Source organism: Rhodococcus wratislaviensis, assembly GCF_041228765.1.
Classification (GTDB): domain Bacteria; phylum Actinomycetota; class Actinomycetes; order Mycobacteriales; family Mycobacteriaceae; genus Rhodococcus_F; species Rhodococcus_F wratislaviensis.
On sequence record NZ_CP150488.1, the window covers coordinates 7,577,396 to 7,596,448 of the forward strand.

18 protein-coding genes and 1 pseudogene are annotated in these 19,053 nt (G+C 67.0%); 11 read left to right on the forward strand and 8 right to left on the reverse strand.

Features of this window, described 5'->3' with window-relative positions; all coding sequences use genetic code 11:
- The first annotated feature begins 5 nt into the window (after window positions 1-5).
- The 5 genes and pseudogenes from WKC72_RS34860 to WKC72_RS34880 all read left to right on the forward strand — a co-directional run.
- Window positions 6-161, forward strand: a complete 156-nt coding sequence (locus WKC72_RS34860) for a DUF6131 family protein (RefSeq protein ID WP_005263616.1) — start codon at window positions 6-8, stop codon at window positions 159-161.
- Between the two features lie 129 nt (window positions 162-290).
- Window positions 291-1,457 carry a dihydro-p-hydroxycinnamoy-CoA dehydrogenase gene (gene couH / locus WKC72_RS34865; protein ID WP_112301058.1) on the forward strand — a complete coding sequence of 389 codons (1,167 nt, stop codon included), beginning with the start codon at window positions 291-293 and terminating at the stop codon, window positions 1,455-1,457.
- Between the two features lie 127 nt (window positions 1,458-1,584).
- Window positions 1,585-2,913, forward strand: a complete 1,329-nt coding sequence (gene couT / locus WKC72_RS34870; protein WP_112301059.1) for a p-hydroxycinnamate MFS transporter — start codon at window positions 1,585-1,587, stop codon at window positions 2,911-2,913.
- 58 nt (window positions 2,914-2,971) lie between these two features.
- The gene (gene couL / locus WKC72_RS34875) at window positions 2,972-4,510 is read left to right on the forward strand and encodes a p-hydroxycinnamoyl-CoA synthetase (protein WP_370181071.1); all 1,539 of its coding nucleotides are present in this window, start codon (window positions 2,972-2,974) and stop codon (window positions 4,508-4,510) included.
- Window positions 4,511-4,553: 43 nt separating this feature from the next.
- Window positions 4,554-4,652 (forward strand): annotated as a pseudogene (locus WKC72_RS34880) (DJ-1/PfpI family protein); the annotation flags it as partial.
- A gap of 46 nt (window positions 4,653-4,698) precedes the next feature.
- Here WKC72_RS34880 and WKC72_RS34885 read toward each other — a convergent pair.
- From WKC72_RS34885 to couR, 5 genes are all read right to left on the reverse strand, one after another.
- Entirely contained in the window at window positions 4,699-6,468 is a 1,770-nt protein-coding gene (locus WKC72_RS34885) for a CocE/NonD family hydrolase (RefSeq protein ID WP_370181072.1), read from the reverse strand.
- Window positions 6,465-7,790 (reverse strand): MFS transporter, encoded by a 1,326-nt coding sequence (locus WKC72_RS34890; RefSeq protein ID WP_370181073.1) that lies wholly within the window; start codon window positions 7,788-7,790, stop codon window positions 6,465-6,467. The genes WKC72_RS34885 and WKC72_RS34890 overlap by 4 nt, the downstream gene beginning before the upstream one ends.
- 172 nt (window positions 7,791-7,962) lie before the next feature.
- Window positions 7,963-8,871, reverse strand: coding sequence for a LysR family transcriptional regulator (locus WKC72_RS34895; RefSeq protein ID WP_037232836.1), 909 nt, complete (start codon window positions 8,869-8,871; stop codon window positions 7,963-7,965).
- Window positions 8,872-8,877: 6 nt separating this feature from the next.
- The gene (locus tag WKC72_RS34900; RefSeq protein WP_370181074.1) at window positions 8,878-9,354 is read right to left on the reverse strand and encodes a DUF3237 domain-containing protein; all 477 of its coding nucleotides are present in this window, start codon (window positions 9,352-9,354) and stop codon (window positions 8,878-8,880) included.
- Between the two features lie 6 nt (window positions 9,355-9,360).
- On the reverse strand, window positions 9,361-9,801 hold the full coding sequence (gene couR / locus WKC72_RS34905) for a MarR family transcriptional repressor CouR (RefSeq protein ID WP_037232830.1): 441 nt from the start codon (window positions 9,799-9,801) through the stop codon (window positions 9,361-9,363).
- A gap of 114 nt (window positions 9,802-9,915) precedes the next feature.
- Between couR and couN the strand changes: the two genes are divergently transcribed.
- The 3 genes from couN to couM are packed head-to-tail and all read left to right on the forward strand — an operon-like array spanning window position 9,916 to window position 12,222.
- Window positions 9,916-10,827, forward strand: a complete 912-nt coding sequence (gene couN / locus WKC72_RS34910; protein WP_037232827.1) for a 4-hydroxyphenyl-beta-hydroxyacyl-CoA dehydrogenase — start codon at window positions 9,916-9,918, stop codon at window positions 10,825-10,827.
- The gene (gene couO / locus WKC72_RS34915; protein WP_370181075.1) at window positions 10,824-11,714 is read left to right on the forward strand and encodes a 4-hydroxyphenyl-beta-ketoacyl-CoA hydrolase; all 891 of its coding nucleotides are present in this window, start codon (window positions 10,824-10,826) and stop codon (window positions 11,712-11,714) included. The genes couN and couO overlap by 4 nt, the downstream gene beginning before the upstream one ends.
- A 34-nt stretch (window positions 11,715-11,748) precedes the next feature.
- A complete protein-coding gene (couM, locus tag WKC72_RS34920) occupies window positions 11,749-12,222 on the forward strand; it encodes a p-hydroxycinnamoyl-CoA hydratase (protein WP_112301065.1) in 474 nt (157 codons plus the stop codon).
- A 51-nt stretch (window positions 12,223-12,273) separates the two neighbouring features.
- Here the strand turns inward: couM and WKC72_RS34925 are convergent, their stop codons facing one another.
- Window positions 12,274-12,453 (reverse strand): hypothetical protein, encoded by a 180-nt coding sequence (locus tag WKC72_RS34925; protein ID WP_005243850.1) that lies wholly within the window; start codon window positions 12,451-12,453, stop codon window positions 12,274-12,276.
- A 344-nt stretch (window positions 12,454-12,797) separates the two neighbouring features.
- Between WKC72_RS34925 and WKC72_RS34930 the strand changes: the two genes are divergently transcribed.
- From WKC72_RS34930 to WKC72_RS34940, 3 genes are all read left to right on the forward strand, one after another.
- Window positions 12,798-13,562, forward strand: coding sequence for a pirin-like bicupin family protein (locus WKC72_RS34930; RefSeq protein ID WP_037232819.1), 765 nt, complete (start codon window positions 12,798-12,800; stop codon window positions 13,560-13,562).
- Window positions 13,563-13,653: 91 nt separating this feature from the next.
- Window positions 13,654-14,619, forward strand: coding sequence for an intradiol ring-cleavage dioxygenase (locus WKC72_RS34935; protein WP_370181076.1), 966 nt, complete (start codon window positions 13,654-13,656; stop codon window positions 14,617-14,619).
- A gap of 76 nt (window positions 14,620-14,695) precedes the next feature.
- Window positions 14,696-16,645, forward strand: coding sequence for a M13 family metallopeptidase (locus tag WKC72_RS34940; RefSeq protein ID WP_128639788.1), 1,950 nt, complete (start codon window positions 14,696-14,698; stop codon window positions 16,643-16,645).
- Between the two features lie 3 nt (window positions 16,646-16,648).
- Here WKC72_RS34940 and WKC72_RS34945 read toward each other — a convergent pair whose 3' ends face one another.
- Window positions 16,649-17,713: an ABC transporter ATP-binding protein gene (locus WKC72_RS34945; protein WP_037232812.1), complete on the reverse strand. Its 1,065-nt coding sequence runs from the start codon at window positions 17,711-17,713 to the stop codon at window positions 16,649-16,651.
- Between the two features lie 17 nt (window positions 17,714-17,730).
- Window positions 17,731-19,050, reverse strand: a complete 1,320-nt coding sequence (locus tag WKC72_RS34950) for an ABC transporter substrate-binding protein (protein ID WP_112301069.1) — start codon at window positions 19,048-19,050, stop codon at window positions 17,731-17,733.
- Window positions 19,051-19,053 lie beyond the last annotated feature (3 nt).

Sequence of the window (19,053 nt, forward strand, 5' to 3'; positions counted from 1 at the left end):
AGACCGTGATCGTTCTCGGAATCATCCTGCTCGTCATCGGCCTCGTCGCGGGGATCTCGATCCTCACGACGATCGGAATCATCCTTCTCGTCATCGGCCTCGTGCTACTGCTGCTGGGCACGACGGGTCGCGCGGTCGGCGGGCGGAAGTACTGGTATTGACACCAGCCTTTGACACCGGCGCCCAGTTGTCGGACATCCTCAACCATTGACATTATCAATGATTGATAGATAGGTTCCTTTCGGGTATGCACGCGTGCGTCGCACGTGTGCCGACGAAAGGAACCTTGTATGTCTTCGGTTGCACTGGAACGGACCATCTTCGACGCCGATCACGATGCGTTCCGGGAAACGGTGCGCCGGTTCGCCGAACGGGACGTGGCCCCGCATCTTCGCGACTGGGCCGATGCGGGACAGGTCGACCGGGACGTCTACCGTCAGGCCGGCAAGCTCGGGCTCCTCGGGATCAACGTCGACGAACGATTCGCCGGCGGCGGAATCGACGACTTCCGTTTCAACGCCATCGTCATCGAAGAGCTCTGCCGCGTCGGCGCCCCCGCCGTCGTGATGGGCCTGGCGGGCATCAACGACCTCGTCACGCCCTACCTCGTCTCGCTGGCGAACGAGGAGCAGAAGCATCGGTTCCTGACACCCTTGTGCACCGGCGAGAAGATCGGCGCCATCGCCATGACCGAGCCGGGCGCGGGTAGCGACCTGGCCGCGATCTCCACGACCGCCCTCCCGGACGGAGACGATCTGCTCCTCAACGGCACCAAGATCTTCATCAGCAACGGAATGCTCGCCGACTTCGTGATCGTCGTGGCCAAGACGGATCCGGCAGCGGGCAAGCAGGGCGTCAGCCTGCTGGTGGTCGAAGACGGGACGGCCGGATTCACCCGCAACGGACCGCTGCACAAGGTCGGCCTGACCGCCCAGGACACCGCCGAGCTCGTGTTCGACGACGTCCGCGTCCCCCGCGAGAACGTCCTGGGCGAGCTGAACGACGGCTTCGGCTACCTGCGCCACAATCTGCCCCAGGAACGCCTCAGCGTCGCCGTCACGTCCATGGCGTCGATGCGACGCACGTTCGACCAGGCCCTGACGTACAGCTGCGACCGCACGGCATTCGGCCAGAGGGTGGCCGACTTCCAGGCCAACCGGTTCTACCTCGCGGAACTCGCCACCGAGATCGAGATCGCGCAGTGCTTCACCGACCGCTGCATCCTCGACGCCGCACACGGCACGCTCGACGAGGTGACCGCGGCGATGGCCAAATGGTGGATCACCGAGCTGCAGCAACGGGTCGTGCAGCGCGCGGTCCAATTGCACGGCGGCTACGGATACATGCGCGAGTACGACGTCGCCCAGGACTATCTCGACTGCCGCGGCGGGCCGATCTACGCCGGCACCACCGAGATCATGAAGGAAATCATCGGGCGCAAGCTCACACGTGCGTGACGGGCGCGATAACCGCAGAAGCGTTGGCGATCTCTTCCATTGACAAGTTCAATGATTAATGTTTAATTGTGATCCGCGCTACACACGCGAACCGCTCTGTTGTCCCACGCTCGGCCAAGGAGTATCGATGACGGTCACCGCCACCGCCGGCACCATGTCGGCCACCCAACGCAAGACGGAAGTTCGCAGGGTGATCCTGTCGAGCTACCTGGGCAGCACCATCGAGTTCTACGACTTCCTGCTCTACGCCACCGCAGCGTCCCTCGTCTTCGGTCCGGTGTTCTTCGCCGATCTGGACCCCCTGGCCGCGAGCATCGCGTCGATGGGAACGTTCGCCGCCGGCTATGTCGCGCGCCCACTGGGCGGAATCGTCTTCGGTCACTTCGGGGACACCGTCGGCCGCAAGGCCATGCTGCTGATCTCGATGACCGTCATGGGCATCGCGTCGTTCGCGATCGGGCTCATTCCGCCGCCGGAGATGATCGGGTCCTGGGCCGCGGTGATCCTCGTCCTCCTCCGCGTCTGCCAGGGACTCGCCGTCGGCGGCGAATGGGGTGGCGCAGCGCTGATGTCGCTGGAACACGCGGAATCCGGCAAGCGCGGTTTCGCCGCGGCGTTCACCAACGCGGGCGCCCCGACCGGCGCACTGCTCGGCACCCTCGCACTGGCGGCCGTATCGCTCCTCCCCGACGAGCAGTTCCTGACGTGGGGGTGGCGCATCCCGTTCCTGATCTCCGCGTTCATGCTGGCCCTCGGCCTGTTCATCCGGTCCAAGGTGTCGGAGAGCCCGCTGTTCACGGCGGCGCTGAAGGAATCGGCGAAGAAGGAGACCGCCCCGCCGATCGTCACCATCCTGAAGCGGCCCCGCGCGGTCGTCGTGGCGTCCATGAGCTGCATCGCGAGCTTCGGAATGCAGACCGCGTTCACCACGTTCGCCATCACCTACGCCGTGGCGAGCGGCGCCCAGCGGTCCGACGCGCTGCTGGCGTTCTCCTTCTGCCAGTTCTGCGCGATCTTCCTGGTTCTCGGATCTGCGCGACTGTCCGACCGGATCGGCCGCCGGCCGGTCATGCTCGCGGGTCTCGGCGCGATGATCCTCAGCGTCTACCCACTGTTCCTACTGCTGAGCACGGGACAGTTCCTGTTCATCGCGCTCGCCTTCGTCGGATACACCATCTGCCACTCGGCGACCTACGGTCCGATGGCGGCGTTCATCTCCGAACAATTCGGCACCCGGGCGCGCTACACCGGGGCGTCGCTCGGATACCAGCTCGCCACCCTCATCGGCGCGGGATTCACCCCCGTCATCCTGGCGTCGCTGTTCGCGTCGTCCGGCAAATCGATCATCCCGGTCGGGTTGTTCATCATCGCACTGTGCGTGGTCAGCGCCGTCTTCCTCGTCGCGACGAAGGAGAGCAAGGACAACGACCTGAGCGCCGAGACCCCGTCTGCCTGACACACACCCATCCCGCCACAAGCTCGAGAGTAGTTTCGAAAGAGAACGAGGAGTCACCATGGACAACGAAGGCATCGGCTCGTGGCTCGAGCGCCGCATCGCCATGACGCCGAAGAACGAGGCGCTCGTCTTCGACGGACGAGCCGTCACTTACGAGGAGATGGCCCTGCGGACCCGCCGACTCGCCCACGGCCTGCGCGCCCTCGGCGTCGAGAAGGGTGACTGCGTCGGCTTCTTCGGGTTCAACGACCCGGCGGCGCTCGAGGTGATGTTCGCGGCCGGGCTGCTCGGCGCCACATATCTCCCGCTCAACGCACGCCTCACCGCCGAGGAAGCGCGCTACGTGCTGGGCGATTCACGGTGCACCACAGTGATCTTCGGTGATCAGCAGGCCGACGTCGCGCAGGAGCTGGCGCAGTCGGACACCCCGGTCACCACCTGGATCGGCCTGGGCGACTCGTGGTCCAGCCACACGTACGAGGGCGTGCGCGCCGGGCAGCCGGACACCCGCATCGACGAGCAGGTCGGCCTCGACGACCTGTCCGTGCTGATGTACTCGTCGGGCACCACCGGCGCACCGAAGGGCGTCATGCTCAGCCACGGCAACATGCTGTGGAACGCGCTGAACCAGCTTCTCGCCCAGGACATGACGTCGAAGGAACGCACGCTGTCGGTGGCGCCGCTGTTCCACATCGGCGGCATCGGCGGCGCCGTCACACCGACACTGCTCAACGGCGGCACCGTGGTGCTGCTGCGCAAGTTCGATGCCGGCGTCGTCCTCGACACGATCGAGAAGGAACGCATCACCACGTTCTTCGCGGTCCCCACGATGATCCAGGAACTCTGGCACCACCCCCGGTTCGCGGACGCCGACCTGTCCAGCCTGCGGGCCATCTGCGTCGCCGGGGCTCCGCTGCCCGAAGCGTTGATCTCCCCGTGGCAGGACCGTGACGTCGCGATCACGCAGGCATACGGGCTGACGGAAACCGCGCCCTCGGTGACGATGCTGTCGAGTGCCGATGTGCGCACCAAGATCGGTTCCGCCGGAAAGCGGACGTTCTTCACCGACGTCGACGTCGTACGCCCGGACGGGTCGAGCGCCGAACCGAACGAGATCGGCGAGATCGTCGCCAAGGGCCCGAACGTGATGCTCGGCTACCTGAATCAGCCCGAGGCGACCGCCCGCACCGTCGTCGACGGCTGGCTGCACACCGGCGACGCCGGCTACTTCGACGACGAAGGCTTCCTCTTCATCTGCGACCGCTACAAGGACATGTACATCTCCGGCGGCGAGAACGTCTACCCCGCCGAGGTCGAGGCGGCCCTGCTGAGACTGGACGGCATCCGGGAGGCGGCGGTGATCGGCGTCCCCCACGAGAAGTGGGGTGAGACCGGGATGGCCTTCGTCGTCGCCGACGACGGCACGACACTCGACGCGGAGACGGTACGTGCCCGGCTGCGAGAAAAGCTCGCGGGGTTCAAGATTCCCACGTTCATCCAGATCGCGGAGGCACTCCCCCGCACCGCCACCGGCAAGATCCGCAAACCCGACCTGCGAACCTCCGCCCGTGAGTACTTGTTAACCGCGGGCGGTTAACAAGTACTCACGGGCGCGTCAGCGCATCGACGTTCCGTTGATGACCAGCGTGTGCACGGGCTCCCTGGTCTACGCGAAAGCCGGCCTGCTGAAAGGCAGGCCGGCTACGACGCATTGGGCGTCCTTGCCGCTTCGCGACCCGTGAGTACTTATTAACCTCCGGCGGTTAACAAGTACTCACGGGCGCGTCAGCGCACGACGGACAGCGACACGCGGCTGGGGTGACGCAGACCTGTGTGCACGGTCTGGTGGGCGGCCACGAATTCCGATGATTCGTAGGCGGATTCGCCGGTGTTGAGGTTGCGGTCCCAGCGGGGATGGCTGCTGGACGTCACGTGGATCCGGATCCGCTCACCCGGCTGGAAGGTGACAGCCGTGGACCACAGGTCGATCGCGTACTCGTACACCTCCCCGGGCACGAGCAGGCTCGGTTCGGCGGACGTATACGTCCCGGGGGTCCGGTAGGCGTCGCGGTAGCGGGCCCGGACCATGCCGTCGGTGAGCGTGATCGACGTACCGTCCGCGGTCACCCGGCACAGTCGCACGACGAAATCGGTGTCGACCGCACTCGACGACGCGAACAGCGTCGCGGACACCCGGCCGATCACCGTCAACGGCTCGGTGAGTGCCTCACCGGTGAACACGAGGACGTCGTCGCGGGATTCGACGCGGCTCTGTTCCAGTGCGCCGGGCGCGAACGTTCCCGGCATCATCGTCGCCCCACCGACCGTCGGCACCGGATCCGCCGGGTCGTAGTCGTAATCGACGCACCCGTCGGTCTCCTCGGCTTCCGCGACGAGGGTTCCGCCGGGTGCGAGGAAGAGTTCGGCCGTCCGCGCGGGCTCCGGGAAACGGTCGTACGTCCGCCACCGGTTCTCCCCCATCACGAAGATCCGGACCCGGGGCATGTCGGGTTCCGCGTCGCCGAGCACCGACGTGTACCACTGCGCGTGGACCGACGACAGGTCCTGGCCCGAGTCGAGCACCGCCTGGTTGGCGGGACTGCCGAATACGACCGACCCACCGAGCCCGGAGAAGTTGGTGTGACTCCACGGGCCCACGATCAGGTACGGAGCGGGGGCCGCCCCGGAATCGCTGTGCGCCAGTTGGCCGAAGTACTGGTCGAGGGTGCTGTTCACGAAGATGTCGTACCACCCGCCGATGTGCAGCGAGGGGAGGTCGACGGCCCGGTCGCTCGCGCTGTCCCACAGGTCGCGGGTGGGGTGATCGATCGGGAATCCGAGCGATTCGACGATCGGCGACGCGAAGAACGCCGGGGCGTCCACGGCCATGTCGCGGACGGGCAGGACGTCGAAGAACGTGTCCTCGGACATCGCCCGATCGATCCGCGCCCATGACGCCCATTCGCGTTCCGCGCGGACCGGGTCGGTGCGGGACAGTTTCGCGATCTCGGGCGGTCCGGCCGAGTGGTGCCCCCACCCGAGCCGGGCACCGAACTCCACGGCACCGCCGCGCACGAGCCCACCGGACCGCGCATTACCGCCTGCGGAGATGCCCGGGGCGATGCCGCGCAGGGCGGGCGGCTTCTCCTGGGCTGCACGCCACTGGGTTTCGGCGAAGTACGACCGTCCCCACATGCCCACGGCGCCGGTCGAGTACGGCAGTTCGGCGGCCCACTGCACCGTGTCGTAACCGTCCGGACCTTCGTTCTCGGACGGCACGAACTCGCCGTCCGAACCGAATCTGCCACGGACGTCCTGCATGATCACGACGAATCCGGCAGCCGCGACGGTGGTGGGGTTGAGGTAGCCCGAGTTCACGGACAGGTCGCGGCCGTACGGGGTGCGGGTGAGCAGTACCGGGAAGCGTCCGGATCCGTTCGGGCGGTACACGGTCGAGCGCAGGACCGCCCCGTCCCGCATCGTCGCCTCGACGTCGTTCTCGATCAGTACATCGTGTTTCACAGGTTCGGTCACTTTCGACGGGAGATCGGTCATTTGCCGAGGTCGGTGGTGCTGGTCCGGTAGGTTTCCCGGACCGTGAGCGTGGTGAGCGCGCTGACCAGGCAGCAGCACGCGGTGAACACGGCCACCGGGATCCAGCCGTTCGGTCCGGGCCGGACGAGGGCCGCGGCGATGGTGGGGGCGAATCCGGTGGCCACCAGCGCCAGCTGCCCGGAGATCGCCATGCCCGAATACCGGATGCGCGTCTCGAACATCTCGGCGTACAGCGCGGGACCGACGGCGTTGACGAGCGAATAGCCGGCCACCATCACAATGCACGCCGTGACCAGGATCAGGGCCGTCGAACGCTGGCTGACCGCCCAGAAGAATCCGGAGATGGCGACGGCGCAGACAAGATTGCCGGTGATGAAGATCGGTTTGCGCCCGATCCGGTCGGCGAGGATCCCCGCGGCGGGCTGGGCCACGAGCGCGAGGGCGGCGGTGAGCACGGTCGCGCCGACCATGACCGTCCGGGACACACCGGCCTCGTGGGTGCCCCACGACAGGGCGAAGGCACTGAAGATGGTGGACACCACGGCGAACAGTCCGCAACCCACGACCCGCAGCACGCTCGGCCAATGGTCGCGGAAGATCACCTTCGCCGGCATCTCCTTCAGCTCGTCGCTCGACACGGCGTCCTCGAACACCTCGCTCTCGGGCAGCATCCGGCGGATCACGAGCCCGGCGAGTGCGACGAAGATGCTGAGCAGGAACGGGATACGCCATCCCCAGCTGAGGAAGGCGTCTTCGGGCAGTCCGGAGAACACGAGAACGACCAGCGATGCCAGCAGCATTCCCGCGGCGGCGCCGGTGTTCACCCAGCTGGCCGCGAGCGCCCGGCGGTGGGCGGGTGCGTGTTCGAGCGCCAGGGACGCAGCGCCCGCGGACTCGCCCGCCGCCGACGCGCCCTGGACGGCCCGGAGCAGCACGAGCAGGATCGGCGCCGCGACGCCGATCGCCCCGTACGTCGGCAGGCAGCCGATGAGCGACGTGGCCACGCCCATCATCACGAGCGTCACCACCAGCATCCGCTTACGGCCGAGGGTGTCCCCGAAGTGCCCGAAGACGAGGGCTGCGAGAGGCCGGACGACGTACCCGATCCCGATGGTCGCCATCGACACGATGGCCCCCCAGAACGAACCGAGATCCGGGAAGAACAGGGTGTTGAACGCGAGCGCGGAGAAGGAGGCGTAGATGAAGAAGTCGTAGTACTCGAGTGTGCTGCCCACGAAGGAGGCCAGGGCTGCCCGGCGCGCGTGGGGCGACCGGACGCTCGTGTCGGCGCCTACGGCGCGGCCGTCGAATGTGGAAGTCATGTGGTTCCTACCTGAATGTGAAGGGCATCCGGGAGTTCGGAGAGGCCTCGAGGCGGGTGCGGCACCGGGGATCGGAGTTGTCCAGGTCACATCCGCTGCCGCCGAGGGAGACTCTGCCAAAGAAACCGATCACCGTCCAAGAGCAGTATCGGCACCGATTGATAAGCGATCGTTATTGCTCGTCGCGGACGGCATCCGGCGACGGCAGCACCTCGGCGGCGAGGTCGAGAACCGTCTGCACGACGGGCGACACGGGACGGTCCGACCAGGCCAGCGCGGCCCGGACTTCGTATCGTCCGGTATCGAGGGGAACGAGCACCACCCGATTGGGATACGTCTGCACGTCACCCGGAACGAGCGCCACACCGACCCCCGCCGCGACGAGGGCGGTCAGCACGATGCCGTCGGTGGTCTCCTGCACGATGTTCGGCGTGTACCCGGCATCCCGGCACGCGGCGAGCAGATCGCGGCGGAGCGTGGATCCGGTGGCGGCGGGATTCGCGACGAACGTTTCGTCGCGCAGTTCCGCGAGGTCGATCGACTTCCGGTCGGCGAGTGGGTGATCGCTCGGGAGCAGTGCACTGAGGTACTCCACCGAGATCTGCCGCGTGAGCACGTGGGGGTGGGACACCGCGTCCGAGACGATGCCGAGGTCGAGTTGTCCCTCCCAGATTTCGTCGAGGATCTGCCCGCTGACCGTCGCTCCCTCGAGGACGAGATCGATCAGGGGGTACCGACGGCGCACCGACCTTGCCAGAGAGGACAATTCGGTCTGCCCGTAGGCGCCGCTGAAACCGACCCGGACGCGACCCTCGACCGCCGGATCCGCGATCACCGCGGCATCGACGGCCCGATCGATTCCGGCGAGCGCGTCCTTGCACGGCTGCAGGAAGCGCTCCCCCGCCGCGGTGAGCCGGACCGACCGCGTGGTGCGGTCGAACAGTTTCACGCCGAGGCGTTTCTCGAGCTGCTGGACCTGCTGGCTCACCGCTGGTTGCGCGATGTGCAGCACCTCGGCGGCCCGGCCGTAGTTGAGTTCCTCGGCGACGGCGACGAACGACTTCATCCAGCGAATTTCCACGGCCGGTCAGTCCACCACGAACACCGTGAGACGCACCTCGCCGGGAAGGCGTTCCCCGGTGCCGACGAGGATCCGCGAGCGCAGCCACGACCATCGGCCCTCGGGGGCGGTGAGCCGTGGTGTGCAGCGGAAGTAGATGCGCTCGGGTGGGACGGGCTCGCCGTCGACCAACCGGGCGATGTCTTCGGCGGTACCCGAGCGGAGCCCGAAGTTGGTGACGTAGATGCGGTCGCCCTCGTCGGTCTCGATGGCGTACTTGGCCTCGAGTTCGGTGAGCGTGGACGAGCTGAGCAACTGGAAGTCCGCCCCGACCGGCAACACGGTGCCCCGGAGCTCTGGGCCGTCCACTCGACCACCGACGATGGGAATGATGCGCCGTGTGCCTTCGGGCGTGGAACCGATCTCCACCGGCTCGGCCACCTCGACGACGAACGTGGCGAGGAACGACATGCCGGGCGGGGCCGGGGCGAGGAGCTCGGTCATTGCGCCCTACTCGACGAGGGTGGGAAAGGCGATGCTCTGCAACGTGTCCCGCATCTGATTCACGACCGTGTCGGGGATGCCCACGAAGTAGCGTCCGTGCGCGGCGTCGACCCGCGCCTTGGCGTCGTCGCGGAGCCGGCGTCCCTCGTCGGTGGCAGCGATCAGTTTGTTGCGGCGATCCGAGGGGTCGAGGGTGCGCACGACGAGTCCGCGTTCTTCGAGCTCGTCGACCAGCCCCACGATCTGACTGGGGTCGAGACCCATGGTGGCGGCGACCCCGCGCTGGTTGACGCCCTCGGCCTGTTCGCAGGCGAGGACCAGGACCGAATAGGAGCGCACCCGCAGACCCGTGGGTACGAGGGCTTTGTTCACTGCGCCCAGCACCATTCCGCCGACGCGCGAGAGCAGGAACCCGATGTCGTCCGATAACGCCTGCGACTCTGCCATGCGACGACCCCCTTCTGATGATTGTCGGTAGAGTAGCAGACCTTAATCATTGACATTCTCAATCATCGATGATTACGTGTGATTCAGCGAACACGACCTTAGGAGAATCCCGACATGGACCTCAGCAACAAAGTCGCCGTAGTCACCGGCAGCGGACAGGGCCTCGGACTGGCGTACGCCAAGGACCTCGTGCGCCACGGCGCCGCGGTCGTGATCAACGACGTCAACCAGGCCACCGCCGACGCCGCCGTCGCCGAGATCACCGCCGCGGGCGGCAGGGCCGTCGCCGTCGTCGCCCCGGTCGGCAGCACCGAAACCGCCCAGAAGCTGGTCGCCGGCGCGATCGACGCGTTCGGACGCCTCGACGTCATGGTCACCAACGCCGGCATCCTCCGCGACAAAGTGCTGTGGAAGATGACCGACGACGACTTCGACGCCGTCATCAACGTGCACCTGCGCGGCACGTTCACCTGCGTCCGGGAAGCGGTCCTGAAGTTCCGCGAGCAGGGCGACGGTGGTCGCATCATCTGCATCGGCTCCCCCGCCGGCCAGCGCGGCAACTTCGGGCAGACCAACTACTCGGGCGCCAAGTCCGGCATCGTCGGCATGGTCCGCACCTGGGCGATGGAACTTCAGCGTGCGGGCATCACCGCGAACGCCGTCTGCCCCGTCGCCGCGACCGCGATGACCGAGACCGTCCCCTTCCTCGCCCCCTACATCGAGGGCATGAAGAACGGCGAGCCGCTGCCCGACATCATCCGCCGCGAGGTGGGCCTGGGCACCCCCGAGGACGCCGCTGGCATCATCTCGTTCCTCGCGTCCGACGCGGCAGCCGAGATCACCGGCCAGGCGTTCGCCGTCGGTGGCGACCGCCTCGCGTTGTGGTCGCACCCCGACCTGACCGCGGTCGAGTACCACGACGGTGGCTGGTCGGCCGACGACATCGCGGCTCAGTGGACTGGCACGTTCGGCGACGCCGTCCAGTCCGTCGGCGAGGAATTCCCCGAGGAGCTGATGGCGAAGTGAGCCGCTACGAGTACGGCATCGACTTCGACACGATCGATGCCATCGACATCCACACCCACGTCGAGATCGACGGCTGCGGCCACCGGTCCCTCGACGACGAACTCATGGCCGCCTCGGAGAAGTACTTCAAGTCCGGGGAGGAACGCACCCCGTCCATCGACGCGATCGCCGACCACTACCGCTCGCGCAACATGGCCGCGGTCGTGTTCACCGTCGACGCGGCCTCGGCCAGCGGACATCCGACCAACTCCGTCGAGGAGATCGCCGAGGGCGCCGCCCGCCACAACGACGTCCTGATCCCGTTCGGGTCCGTCGACCCCTGGCAGGGCAAGGCCGCTGTGCGGCGCGTCCACCGGCTCGTCGACGAGTTCGGCGTGAAGGGGTTCAAGTTCCACCCCAGCATGCAGGGCTTCGAACCGAACGACCGGCGGTTCTACCCGCTCTACGAGGCCATCACCGAGGCCGGGGTCCCCGCCCTGTTCCACACCGGTCAGACCGGGATCGGCGCCGGGCTGCCCGGCGGCCACGGCATCAAACTGCGCTACTCCGACCCGATGCTGCTCGACGACGTCGCCGCCGACTTCCCGGACCTCACCGTGATCATGGCCCACCCGTCGGTGCCGTGGGTCGACTCGCAGATCTCCATCGCCACCCACAAGGCCAACGTCTTCATCGACCTGTCCGGGTGGTCGCCGAAGTACTTCCCGCCGCAGCTGGTCAAGGCCGCGAACAGCATGCTCCGCGGCAAGGTGCTGTTCGGCTCCGACTTCCCCGTCATCCAGGTCGACCGCTGGATGAAGGACTTCGAGAACCTCGACATCAAGCCCGAGGTCGCGCCGCTGATCTTCAAGCAGAACGCGCTGCGCGTCCTCGGCATCAAGCACTGACCCCCGGCCCCACCGAACCACCAGGAGACTTATCGTGACCACCGCAACCACCACCCGCGTCGCCACCCTCGCCGACCTGGCCGCACTCGAGGGCCGGCCGCTGGGCACCAGCTCGTGGATCGACATCCCCCAGCAGCGGATCAACACGTTCGCCGACGCCACCGACGATCACCAGTGGATCCACGTCGACCCCGAGCGTGCCAACGCGGAGAGCCCGTTCGGCGGGCCCATCGCGCACGGCTACCTCACGTTGTCGCTGATCATCCCCATGTGGGACGAGGTCCTGACCGTCGACAGCGTGACCATGGCCGTCAACTACGGTCTCAACAAGGTCCGATTCACCAACCCCGTGCCCGCCGAGGGACGCGTCCGGCTGAACGCCACGCTGCAGTCCGTCGAGGAGCTGCCCAAGGGCGGCGTCCAGGTGACCGTCGCCGGACAGATCGAACTCGAGGGCAGCGAACGTCCCGCGGTAGTCGTCGAGGCCGTGTACCGCTTCTTCGAGTAACCCCCTGTGAGTACTTGTCAACCGCCCGCGGTTAACAAGTACTCACGGGTGTTATTCGGGAGCCTGGTCGTCGGGCTCGACCTGTTCCGCCTGCTTCCGCTCGGACGCGTTGCCCGCGATTCCCTTCGCCTCACGCTCGGCCACCAGCCGGTCTTCCATGTCGTCGACGAGGTCTGCGATCCGCTGGTGCTCGGGGAGGTGCTGATCGTGTCGATCCGAATTCGCCTTCATCACGCTCCTTCCGCTGTCTGCGACGAACCGGAAATCCTGCGACTTCCGGACGCACAATTCGAACTGTACGCCGCGGGCCCGACCGAAGCGGGCATTCGCGGCGGCACGAACTGGACGCCCGTCTTTCACGCTTTTCCCACCGTCCGCGAAAGCTGTTGCCGAACATCGCCTTACGAGCGCTCGGTACTCCAATGTCGCACTGCGCAACCTCATTTCGCCTTCGACCCGGGTCCTCCACCGCTGCCGGTAGGCGATGAATTCGATGCACAATCGACACCGTCTTGCGAGTACCCGCAGCCGGCACCTCGTACTCTGGACCGGGTACCACCCGAAGGAGGACCGATATGCCAGCAGTCACCACCCCTCACGTCTATGTTCATCGCGCCGGCGATCGGCTGAAAACCAAGATTTCCTGGTTGGATTCGAAGCATTCGTTCTCCTTCGGCCAGCACTACGACCCCGACAACACACACCACGGTCTGCTTCTCGTGAACAACGACGACACCGTGCTCCCCGGTCAGGGATTCGACACGCATCCGCACAAGGACATGGAGATCGTCACGTGGGTGCTGCGCGGCTCGCTCGTGCACCAGGACTCGATCGGCCACTCCGGCATCATCTATCCCGGCCTTGCGCAACGCATGAGCGCAGGCAAGGGCATCATGCATTCCGAGAAGAACGACAGCTGGCGCCTCGACGGTGAGCAGCACCACGAGCCGGTGCATTTCGTCCAGATGTGGGTGGTACCCGACGAAGCCGGCCTCACTCCGGGTTACGAACAACTCGAGATCGAGGACGAGATCCTCAAGGGCGGGCTCGTGCCCGTTGCGTCCGGAATGCCGGAATACAAGGATAATTCGGCGATCCGGATCAACAACAAGCACGCGGCTCTGCATGTCGCGCGACTTTTCCCCGGCGCATCGGTGACGCTTCCCGAAGCGCCGTTCCTCCATGTCTTCGTGGCCCGGGGCACCGCCGAGATGGAGGGTGTCGGCACCCTGTACGAGGGGGACGCCGTCCGTTTGAGCGCCTCCGGTGGCCAGCAGGTCACCTCGCACTCCGGCGCCGAGGTCCTCGTCTGGGAGATGCACGCCCGCCTCGGCGGGTGAGTTCCCAGCAAGTTCACAGCCGGACGGCACGCTGCGCGCAGGTTCGTGCGCCACGATCGGGTCACAGCCCGATCATGGAGAGGTACGCATAGTGAACAAGGACGTCGAGAAGAGCCGTCTGCGCATCAGCCGCCGCCGCGCGCTGGCGGTCGGTGGAACGGTGAGTCTGGGTGGGCTCATCGCCGCCTGCACCGGAAACGGGAGCAGCAGCACGTCGGCATCGGCCACGTCGACCGCAACCGCATCCAGTGCCACGACGACGAGCGCCGACACGGTGACCGCCCTGCTCGACCAGGCACCGCAGTGCGTCCTGGCCGTCGAGGAGACGCAGGGACCGTACTGGTTCGACGTCGACTCCATCCGCAGCGACATCCGCGAAGACCGGCCGGGCACGGACCTGCAGCTTGCACTGCGGGTGCAGGACCTGACGAACTGTTCCGCAGACGGCTCCGCCGCGGTGGTGAGCAATGCCGTCGTGGAGATCTGGCACTGCGACGCGGGCGGCGTGTACTCCGGCTTCGAGTCGGGTTCCAAGGCCGCGGACCTCAGCGGCAACGGCGCCCCCGCAGGCGCACCGCCGGCAGGCGGACCCGGTGGCGGCCAGCCCCCGGCCGGTGGTCCCGGTGTTCCCGGTGCGGGTGGCCCCGGCGGCGACATGTCCGGCGGTTCCGGGGAGACGTCCGACGGGTCCTACAGCGTCGGCGACAGCGAGGCCACCACCACGGACGACGGCACCTACCTGCGCGGCGCCCAGACCACGGACGCGAACGGCATCGCCCAGTTCACCACCGTCTTCCCCGGCTGGTACATCAGCCGGACCACCCACATCCACCTCAAGGTGCACATCGACAAGAAGACGGTGCTCACCACCCAGCTGTTCTTCGACGAGGCCCTGCTCGACGAGGTGTACGCGACCGCGCCGTATTCCGATCACACCGGACGGGAGAACAACGTGAACAACTCCACCGACAGCATCTACGACGACGCCGGCCTGCTGACCGTCGCCAAGCAGTCGGACGGCTACCTCGCGGCGATCAACCTCGGCATCGACGTCTGATCGATCCCCGGTCCTTGGTTTCGCCCTGAGCGCAGTGGTGGACCTCCCGGCGCGGAACGGTGTAAGGATGGAACGCATGACCACGGCTCAGCGCTCCGGCATCGACCTCACTCACCTCGACAACGACACCCGCGCCCAGGACGACCTCTTCGTCCACGTGAACGGCAAGTGGATCGACGACTACGAGATTCCCGCGGACCGGGCGATCGACGGCGCGTTCCGAACGCTGTACGACAAGGCCGAGGTCGACGTCCAGACCATCATCGAGGAGGCGGCGGACTCCGGCGCGGCGCCGGGGACCGACGCCCAGCGCATCGGCGACCTGTACGGCAGCTTCATGGACGCGGACGTGGTCGAGGCCGCGGGGCTCGCACCGATCGCCGGTGAGCTCGCCGACGTGGCCTCGGCCGCCGACCTCTCCGCGCTCGCCGCCGTCATCGGCCGCCAGCAGCGCACGGGGGTCGGCGGGGCGGTCGGTCACTACGTCGACACGGACGCCAAGAACTCCGAGCGTTACCTCGTCCACTTCAGTCAGTCGGGCATCGGCCTGCCCGACGAGTCGTACTACCGTCAGGACGACTACGCGGAGATCCGCACCGCGTACGTGAAGCACATCGCGAAGATGTTCGCCCTCGCCGGCGTCGATTACGACGCGCAGCGCGTGTTCGACCTGGAAACCAAGATCGCGGCAGGTCATTGGGATGTCGTGAAGCGTCGCGACGCCGAGCTGAGCTACAACCTGCTCACCCTCGACCAGCTCCCGGCCGGGTTGGACTGGTCGTCGTGGATCGGCGCACTCGGCGGCACGTCCGAGCAGTTCGCCGAGATCGTGGTCCGCCAGCCCGACTTCCTCACTACCCTGACCGAGCTGTGGACGTCCGAGGATCTCGACGACTGGAAGGCGTGGGCGACGTGGAACGTCATCCGCTCCCGCGCCCCGTACCTCACGCAGGCCCTGGTCGACGAGAATTTCGCGTTCTACGGGAAGACGCTGACCGGCGCCGAGGAGATCCGTGAGCGCTGGAAGCGCGGCGTGTCCCTGGTTCAGGATCTGCTGGGCGAGGCGGTCGGCAAGCTCTACGTCGAACGCCACTTCCCGGCGGACGCGAAGGCCCGCATGCAGGAACTCGTCGCCAACCTGCAGGAGGCGTACCGGCGCAACATCTCCGACCTGGACTGGATGAGCCCGGAGACGCGGCAGGCCGCGTTGCGCAAGCTGGAGAAGTTCACGCCCAAGATCGGCTACCCCGACAAGTGGCGCGACTACTCGGCCGTCACCATCTCCCGCGACGACCTGGTCGGCAACTACCGCAGCGGCTACGCCGCGGAGTACGACCGCGACCTCGCGAAGCTCGGTGGCCCCGTCGACCGCGACGAGTGGTTCATGACACCCCAGACGGTCAACGCCTACTACAACCCGGGTATGAACGAAATCGTCTTTCCCGCAGCCATTCTGCAGCCGCCGTTCTTCGACGCCGCAGCCGACGACGCCGCCAACTACGGCGGAATCGGTGCCGTCATCGGTCACGAGATCGGCCACGGCTTCGACGATCAGGGCGCCAAGTACGACGGCGACGGCAACATGGTCGACTGGTGGACCGACGACGACCGGACCGAGTTCGGCAAGCGCACGAAGGCGCTGATCGAGCAGTACAACGAGTTCGAGCCGAAGGCGCTGCCCGGCCACGCAGTGAACGGTGAGTTCACCATCGGTGAGAACATCGGCGACCTCGGTGGCCTGTCCATCGCCATCGCGGCGTACCGGATCGCGACGGAAGGGTCCGACCCCGAGGTTCTCGACGGTCTCACCGGTCTCCAGCGGGTGTTCTTCGGCTGGGCGCAGGTGTGGCGCACCAAGGCCCGGGACGCCGAGGCGCTCCGCCGGCTCGCCGTCGATCCGCATTCGCCGCCGGAGTTCCGCTGCAACGGTGTGGTCCGCAACCTCGACACGTTCCACGACGCGTTCGACGTCCAGCCCGGTGACGCGCTGTACCTCGATCCGGAGGAGCGCGTCAAGATCTGGTAGCGACTACCGCAGACGGTTCCCCGTCGCCGCGGAGAAGAAGTACACCTCGCCGGGCTTCGGCTGCAGGTGCACCCTCTCCCCCGCGGCGACGGTGCGGGTGCGGTCCACCCGCACCACCACCTTCCCGGATGTCCCGGAGGCGTACACGAAGGACTCCGCCCCGAGTTCCTCGAGCAGGTCGGCATCGACCGTGTACGAGTCCTTGCGCCACGACCCCACCAGCGTCCACGACTCCGGGCGCACTCCGACGATCACGGAACCGTCTCCGATCGCCGAGCGCGGCACGGGAATACGCAAGTCGCCCAGTTCGGCGACGCCGTCGCGGATCGGGGTGTCCATGAGGTTCATTCCGGGCGAACCTATGAACCCGGCGACGAACGTGTTGACCGGGTTGTCGTACAGATCGCGGGGCCGGGCGACCTGCTGGAGGCGGCCGCCCTGCATGACCGCCACCCGGTCGCCCATCGTCATGGCCTCCACCTGGTCGTGGGTGACGTACACGGTGGTCGTGCCGAGCCGGCGCTGCAGGCCCGCGATCTGCGAGCGGGTGCTCACCCGCAGCTTCGCGTCGAGGTTGCTCAGCGGTTCGTCCATGCAGAACACCTTGGGGTGCCGCACGATGGCCCGGCCCATCGCGACCCGTTGACGTTGCCCGCCGGACAGTTTCGCCGGTTTGCGATCCAGCAGCGGTTCCAGTTCGAGCATCCGCGCCGCTTCCAGCACCCGCGCGGTGCGGTCCACCTTCCCGACGCCGGCGTTGCGGAGCGCGAAACCCATGTTGTCGGCGACGGTCATGTTCGGGTAGAGCGCGTAACTCTGGAACACCATGGCCACGTCCCGCGCCCGGGGCGGCAGCGCGGTGACGTCGGTGCCGCCGATCTCGATGCGGCCCGCCTCGACGGCCTCGAGGCCGGCCAGCATCCGCAGGCTGGTCGACTTACCGCACCCGGACGGACCCACGAGGACGAGGAACTCGCCGTCCGCGATGTCGAGGTCCAGTCGATCGACGGCGGGTCGATCCGCTCCGGAATAGCGGTGGGTGACACCTGCGAACTGCACGTGGGCCATGAATGTTCCTTCTCCTCCTACTGAGGCAACTTGGGTGTGATCTGGCGGTCGATGATCTGCTGGAGTTGCGTCCCGACGCCCGCGAACGTCGTCGCCACGTCCGCGTTCTGCAGCGCGATCTGTTCGAGTCCGGTACCGATGATCTGGTCGCCGCCGGGGACGAACACACGGGCGTAGTCCTGCGACCGGGTCTTCGCGAGTTGGTCGACGGCGGTGCGCGCGTTGGGGTTCGCGTCGAGGTACGCCTTCATGCCCGGGTCCTCGACAGCGGATTTGCGGACGGGCATGTACCCGACGTTCTGGGAGAAGTACGCGGTGTTCGCGCCGTTGGTCACGAAGTCGATGAACGTCAGCGCGTTCTTCTTGCGCTCGTCGGAGATCCGCGCCGGAATCGCGAGGCCCGCGCCGCCGGTCGGGCAGCCGGGCGCGCCCGACGCGGGGAGGAACGCGGTGCCGAAGTCGAACGCGGCCGACTCGGTGATCCCCGACAGGTCACCGGTCGACGCGATGGTCGAGGCGAGGATGCCGGCGCCGAACTCGTTGGCGATGTCGCTCGACACGGCCGCGTACTTCTTCGTGTGGATCATGTCCTTCAGGAACGTCCCCGCGGCGAGCGTCTTCTCGTCGCCGAACTTCAGGTCCCACTGGTCCGAGTACGCCCCGCCGAACGTCCAGACCGGTCCCTCGAACGTCCAGCCGAGGTAGTTCTTGGCGTCACCCCAGCCGTGGGCCAGCTTGCCGCCGCCCATCACCCGCTGCAGTTCGGGACCCCACTCGTCGAACTCCTGCCAGGTGGCGGGCCCGCGATCGGGCAGACCGGCCTGCGCCCACACCTGCTTGTTGTAGTAGAACAGCGGCGTCGACCGTGCGTACGGGAGGGCAAAGTGCTTGCCCTCGAACAGGTAGTCGGCGAGCAGCGAGTCGACGTAGTCGGCGGAGTCGACACCGACCTCCCCGAACAGTCCGTCGAGCGGTTCGATGGCGCCGGTCAGGGCGTAGTTGAACCACCAGACGTCCGACAGGACCACGACGTCGGGCAGTTCGCCACCCGACAGGGCCGCGTTGAACTTCTGCGACACCTCCTCGTAGTTCTTTCCGCCGTCGACGAGGTTCACGGTGAGGTCGGGGTATTTCGCCTGGAACCGGTTGATCAGTTCACGTTCGACGTCCTGCGACTTGCCGGGGTGGTTGGACCAGAACGTGATGGTGTTCGCGTCGCCCGCCGCACCGGACGGCGCCGACGTGCCCGACCCCGACCCGGCGCACGCCGTCAGCGCGGCACCGGCGGCCACCGCGCCCGCCAGCCCGAGGAATCCCCGACGGTTCATCCGATTCATGTC

What these genes read in the sequence shown, in the direction of transcription:
- couH (WP_112301058.1), top strand. Translation starts at nt 291, where the DNA reads ATGTCTTCGGTTGCACTGGAACGGACCATCTTCGACGCCGATCACGAT.
- WKC72_RS34930 (WP_037232819.1), top strand. Translation starts at nt 12,798, where the DNA reads ATGCCAGCAGTCACCACCCCTCACGTCTATGTTCATCGCGCCGGCGAT.
- WKC72_RS34885 (WP_370181072.1), bottom strand. Translation starts at nt 6,468, where the DNA reads ATGACCGATCTCCCGTCGAAAGTGACCGAACCTGTGAAACACGATGTA.
- WKC72_RS34940 (WP_128639788.1), top strand. Translation starts at nt 14,696, where the DNA reads ATGACCACGGCTCAGCGCTCCGGCATCGACCTCACTCACCTCGACAAC.
- WKC72_RS34900 (WP_370181074.1), bottom strand. Translation starts at nt 9,354, where the DNA reads ATGACCGAGCTCCTCGCCCCGGCCCCGCCCGGCATGTCGTTCCTCGCC.
- WKC72_RS34945 (WP_037232812.1), bottom strand. Translation starts at nt 17,713, where the DNA reads ATGGCCCACGTGCAGTTCGCAGGTGTCACCCACCGCTATTCCGGAGCG.
- WKC72_RS34925 (WP_005243850.1), bottom strand. Translation starts at nt 12,453, where the DNA reads ATGAAGGCGAATTCGGATCGACACGATCAGCACCTCCCCGAGCACCAG.
- couN (WP_037232827.1), top strand. Translation starts at nt 9,916, where the DNA reads ATGGACCTCAGCAACAAAGTCGCCGTAGTCACCGGCAGCGGACAGGGC.
- couT (WP_112301059.1), top strand. Translation starts at nt 1,585, where the DNA reads ATGACGGTCACCGCCACCGCCGGCACCATGTCGGCCACCCAACGCAAG.
- WKC72_RS34890 (WP_370181073.1), bottom strand. Translation starts at nt 7,790, where the DNA reads ATGACTTCCACATTCGACGGCCGCGCCGTAGGCGCCGACACGAGCGTC.
- couR (WP_037232830.1), bottom strand. Translation starts at nt 9,801, where the DNA reads ATGGCAGAGTCGCAGGCGTTATCGGACGACATCGGGTTCCTGCTCTCG.
- couL (WP_370181071.1), top strand. Translation starts at nt 2,972, where the DNA reads ATGGACAACGAAGGCATCGGCTCGTGGCTCGAGCGCCGCATCGCCATG.
- WKC72_RS34950 (WP_112301069.1), bottom strand. Translation starts at nt 19,050, where the DNA reads ATGAATCGGATGAACCGTCGGGGATTCCTCGGGCTGGCGGGCGCGGTG.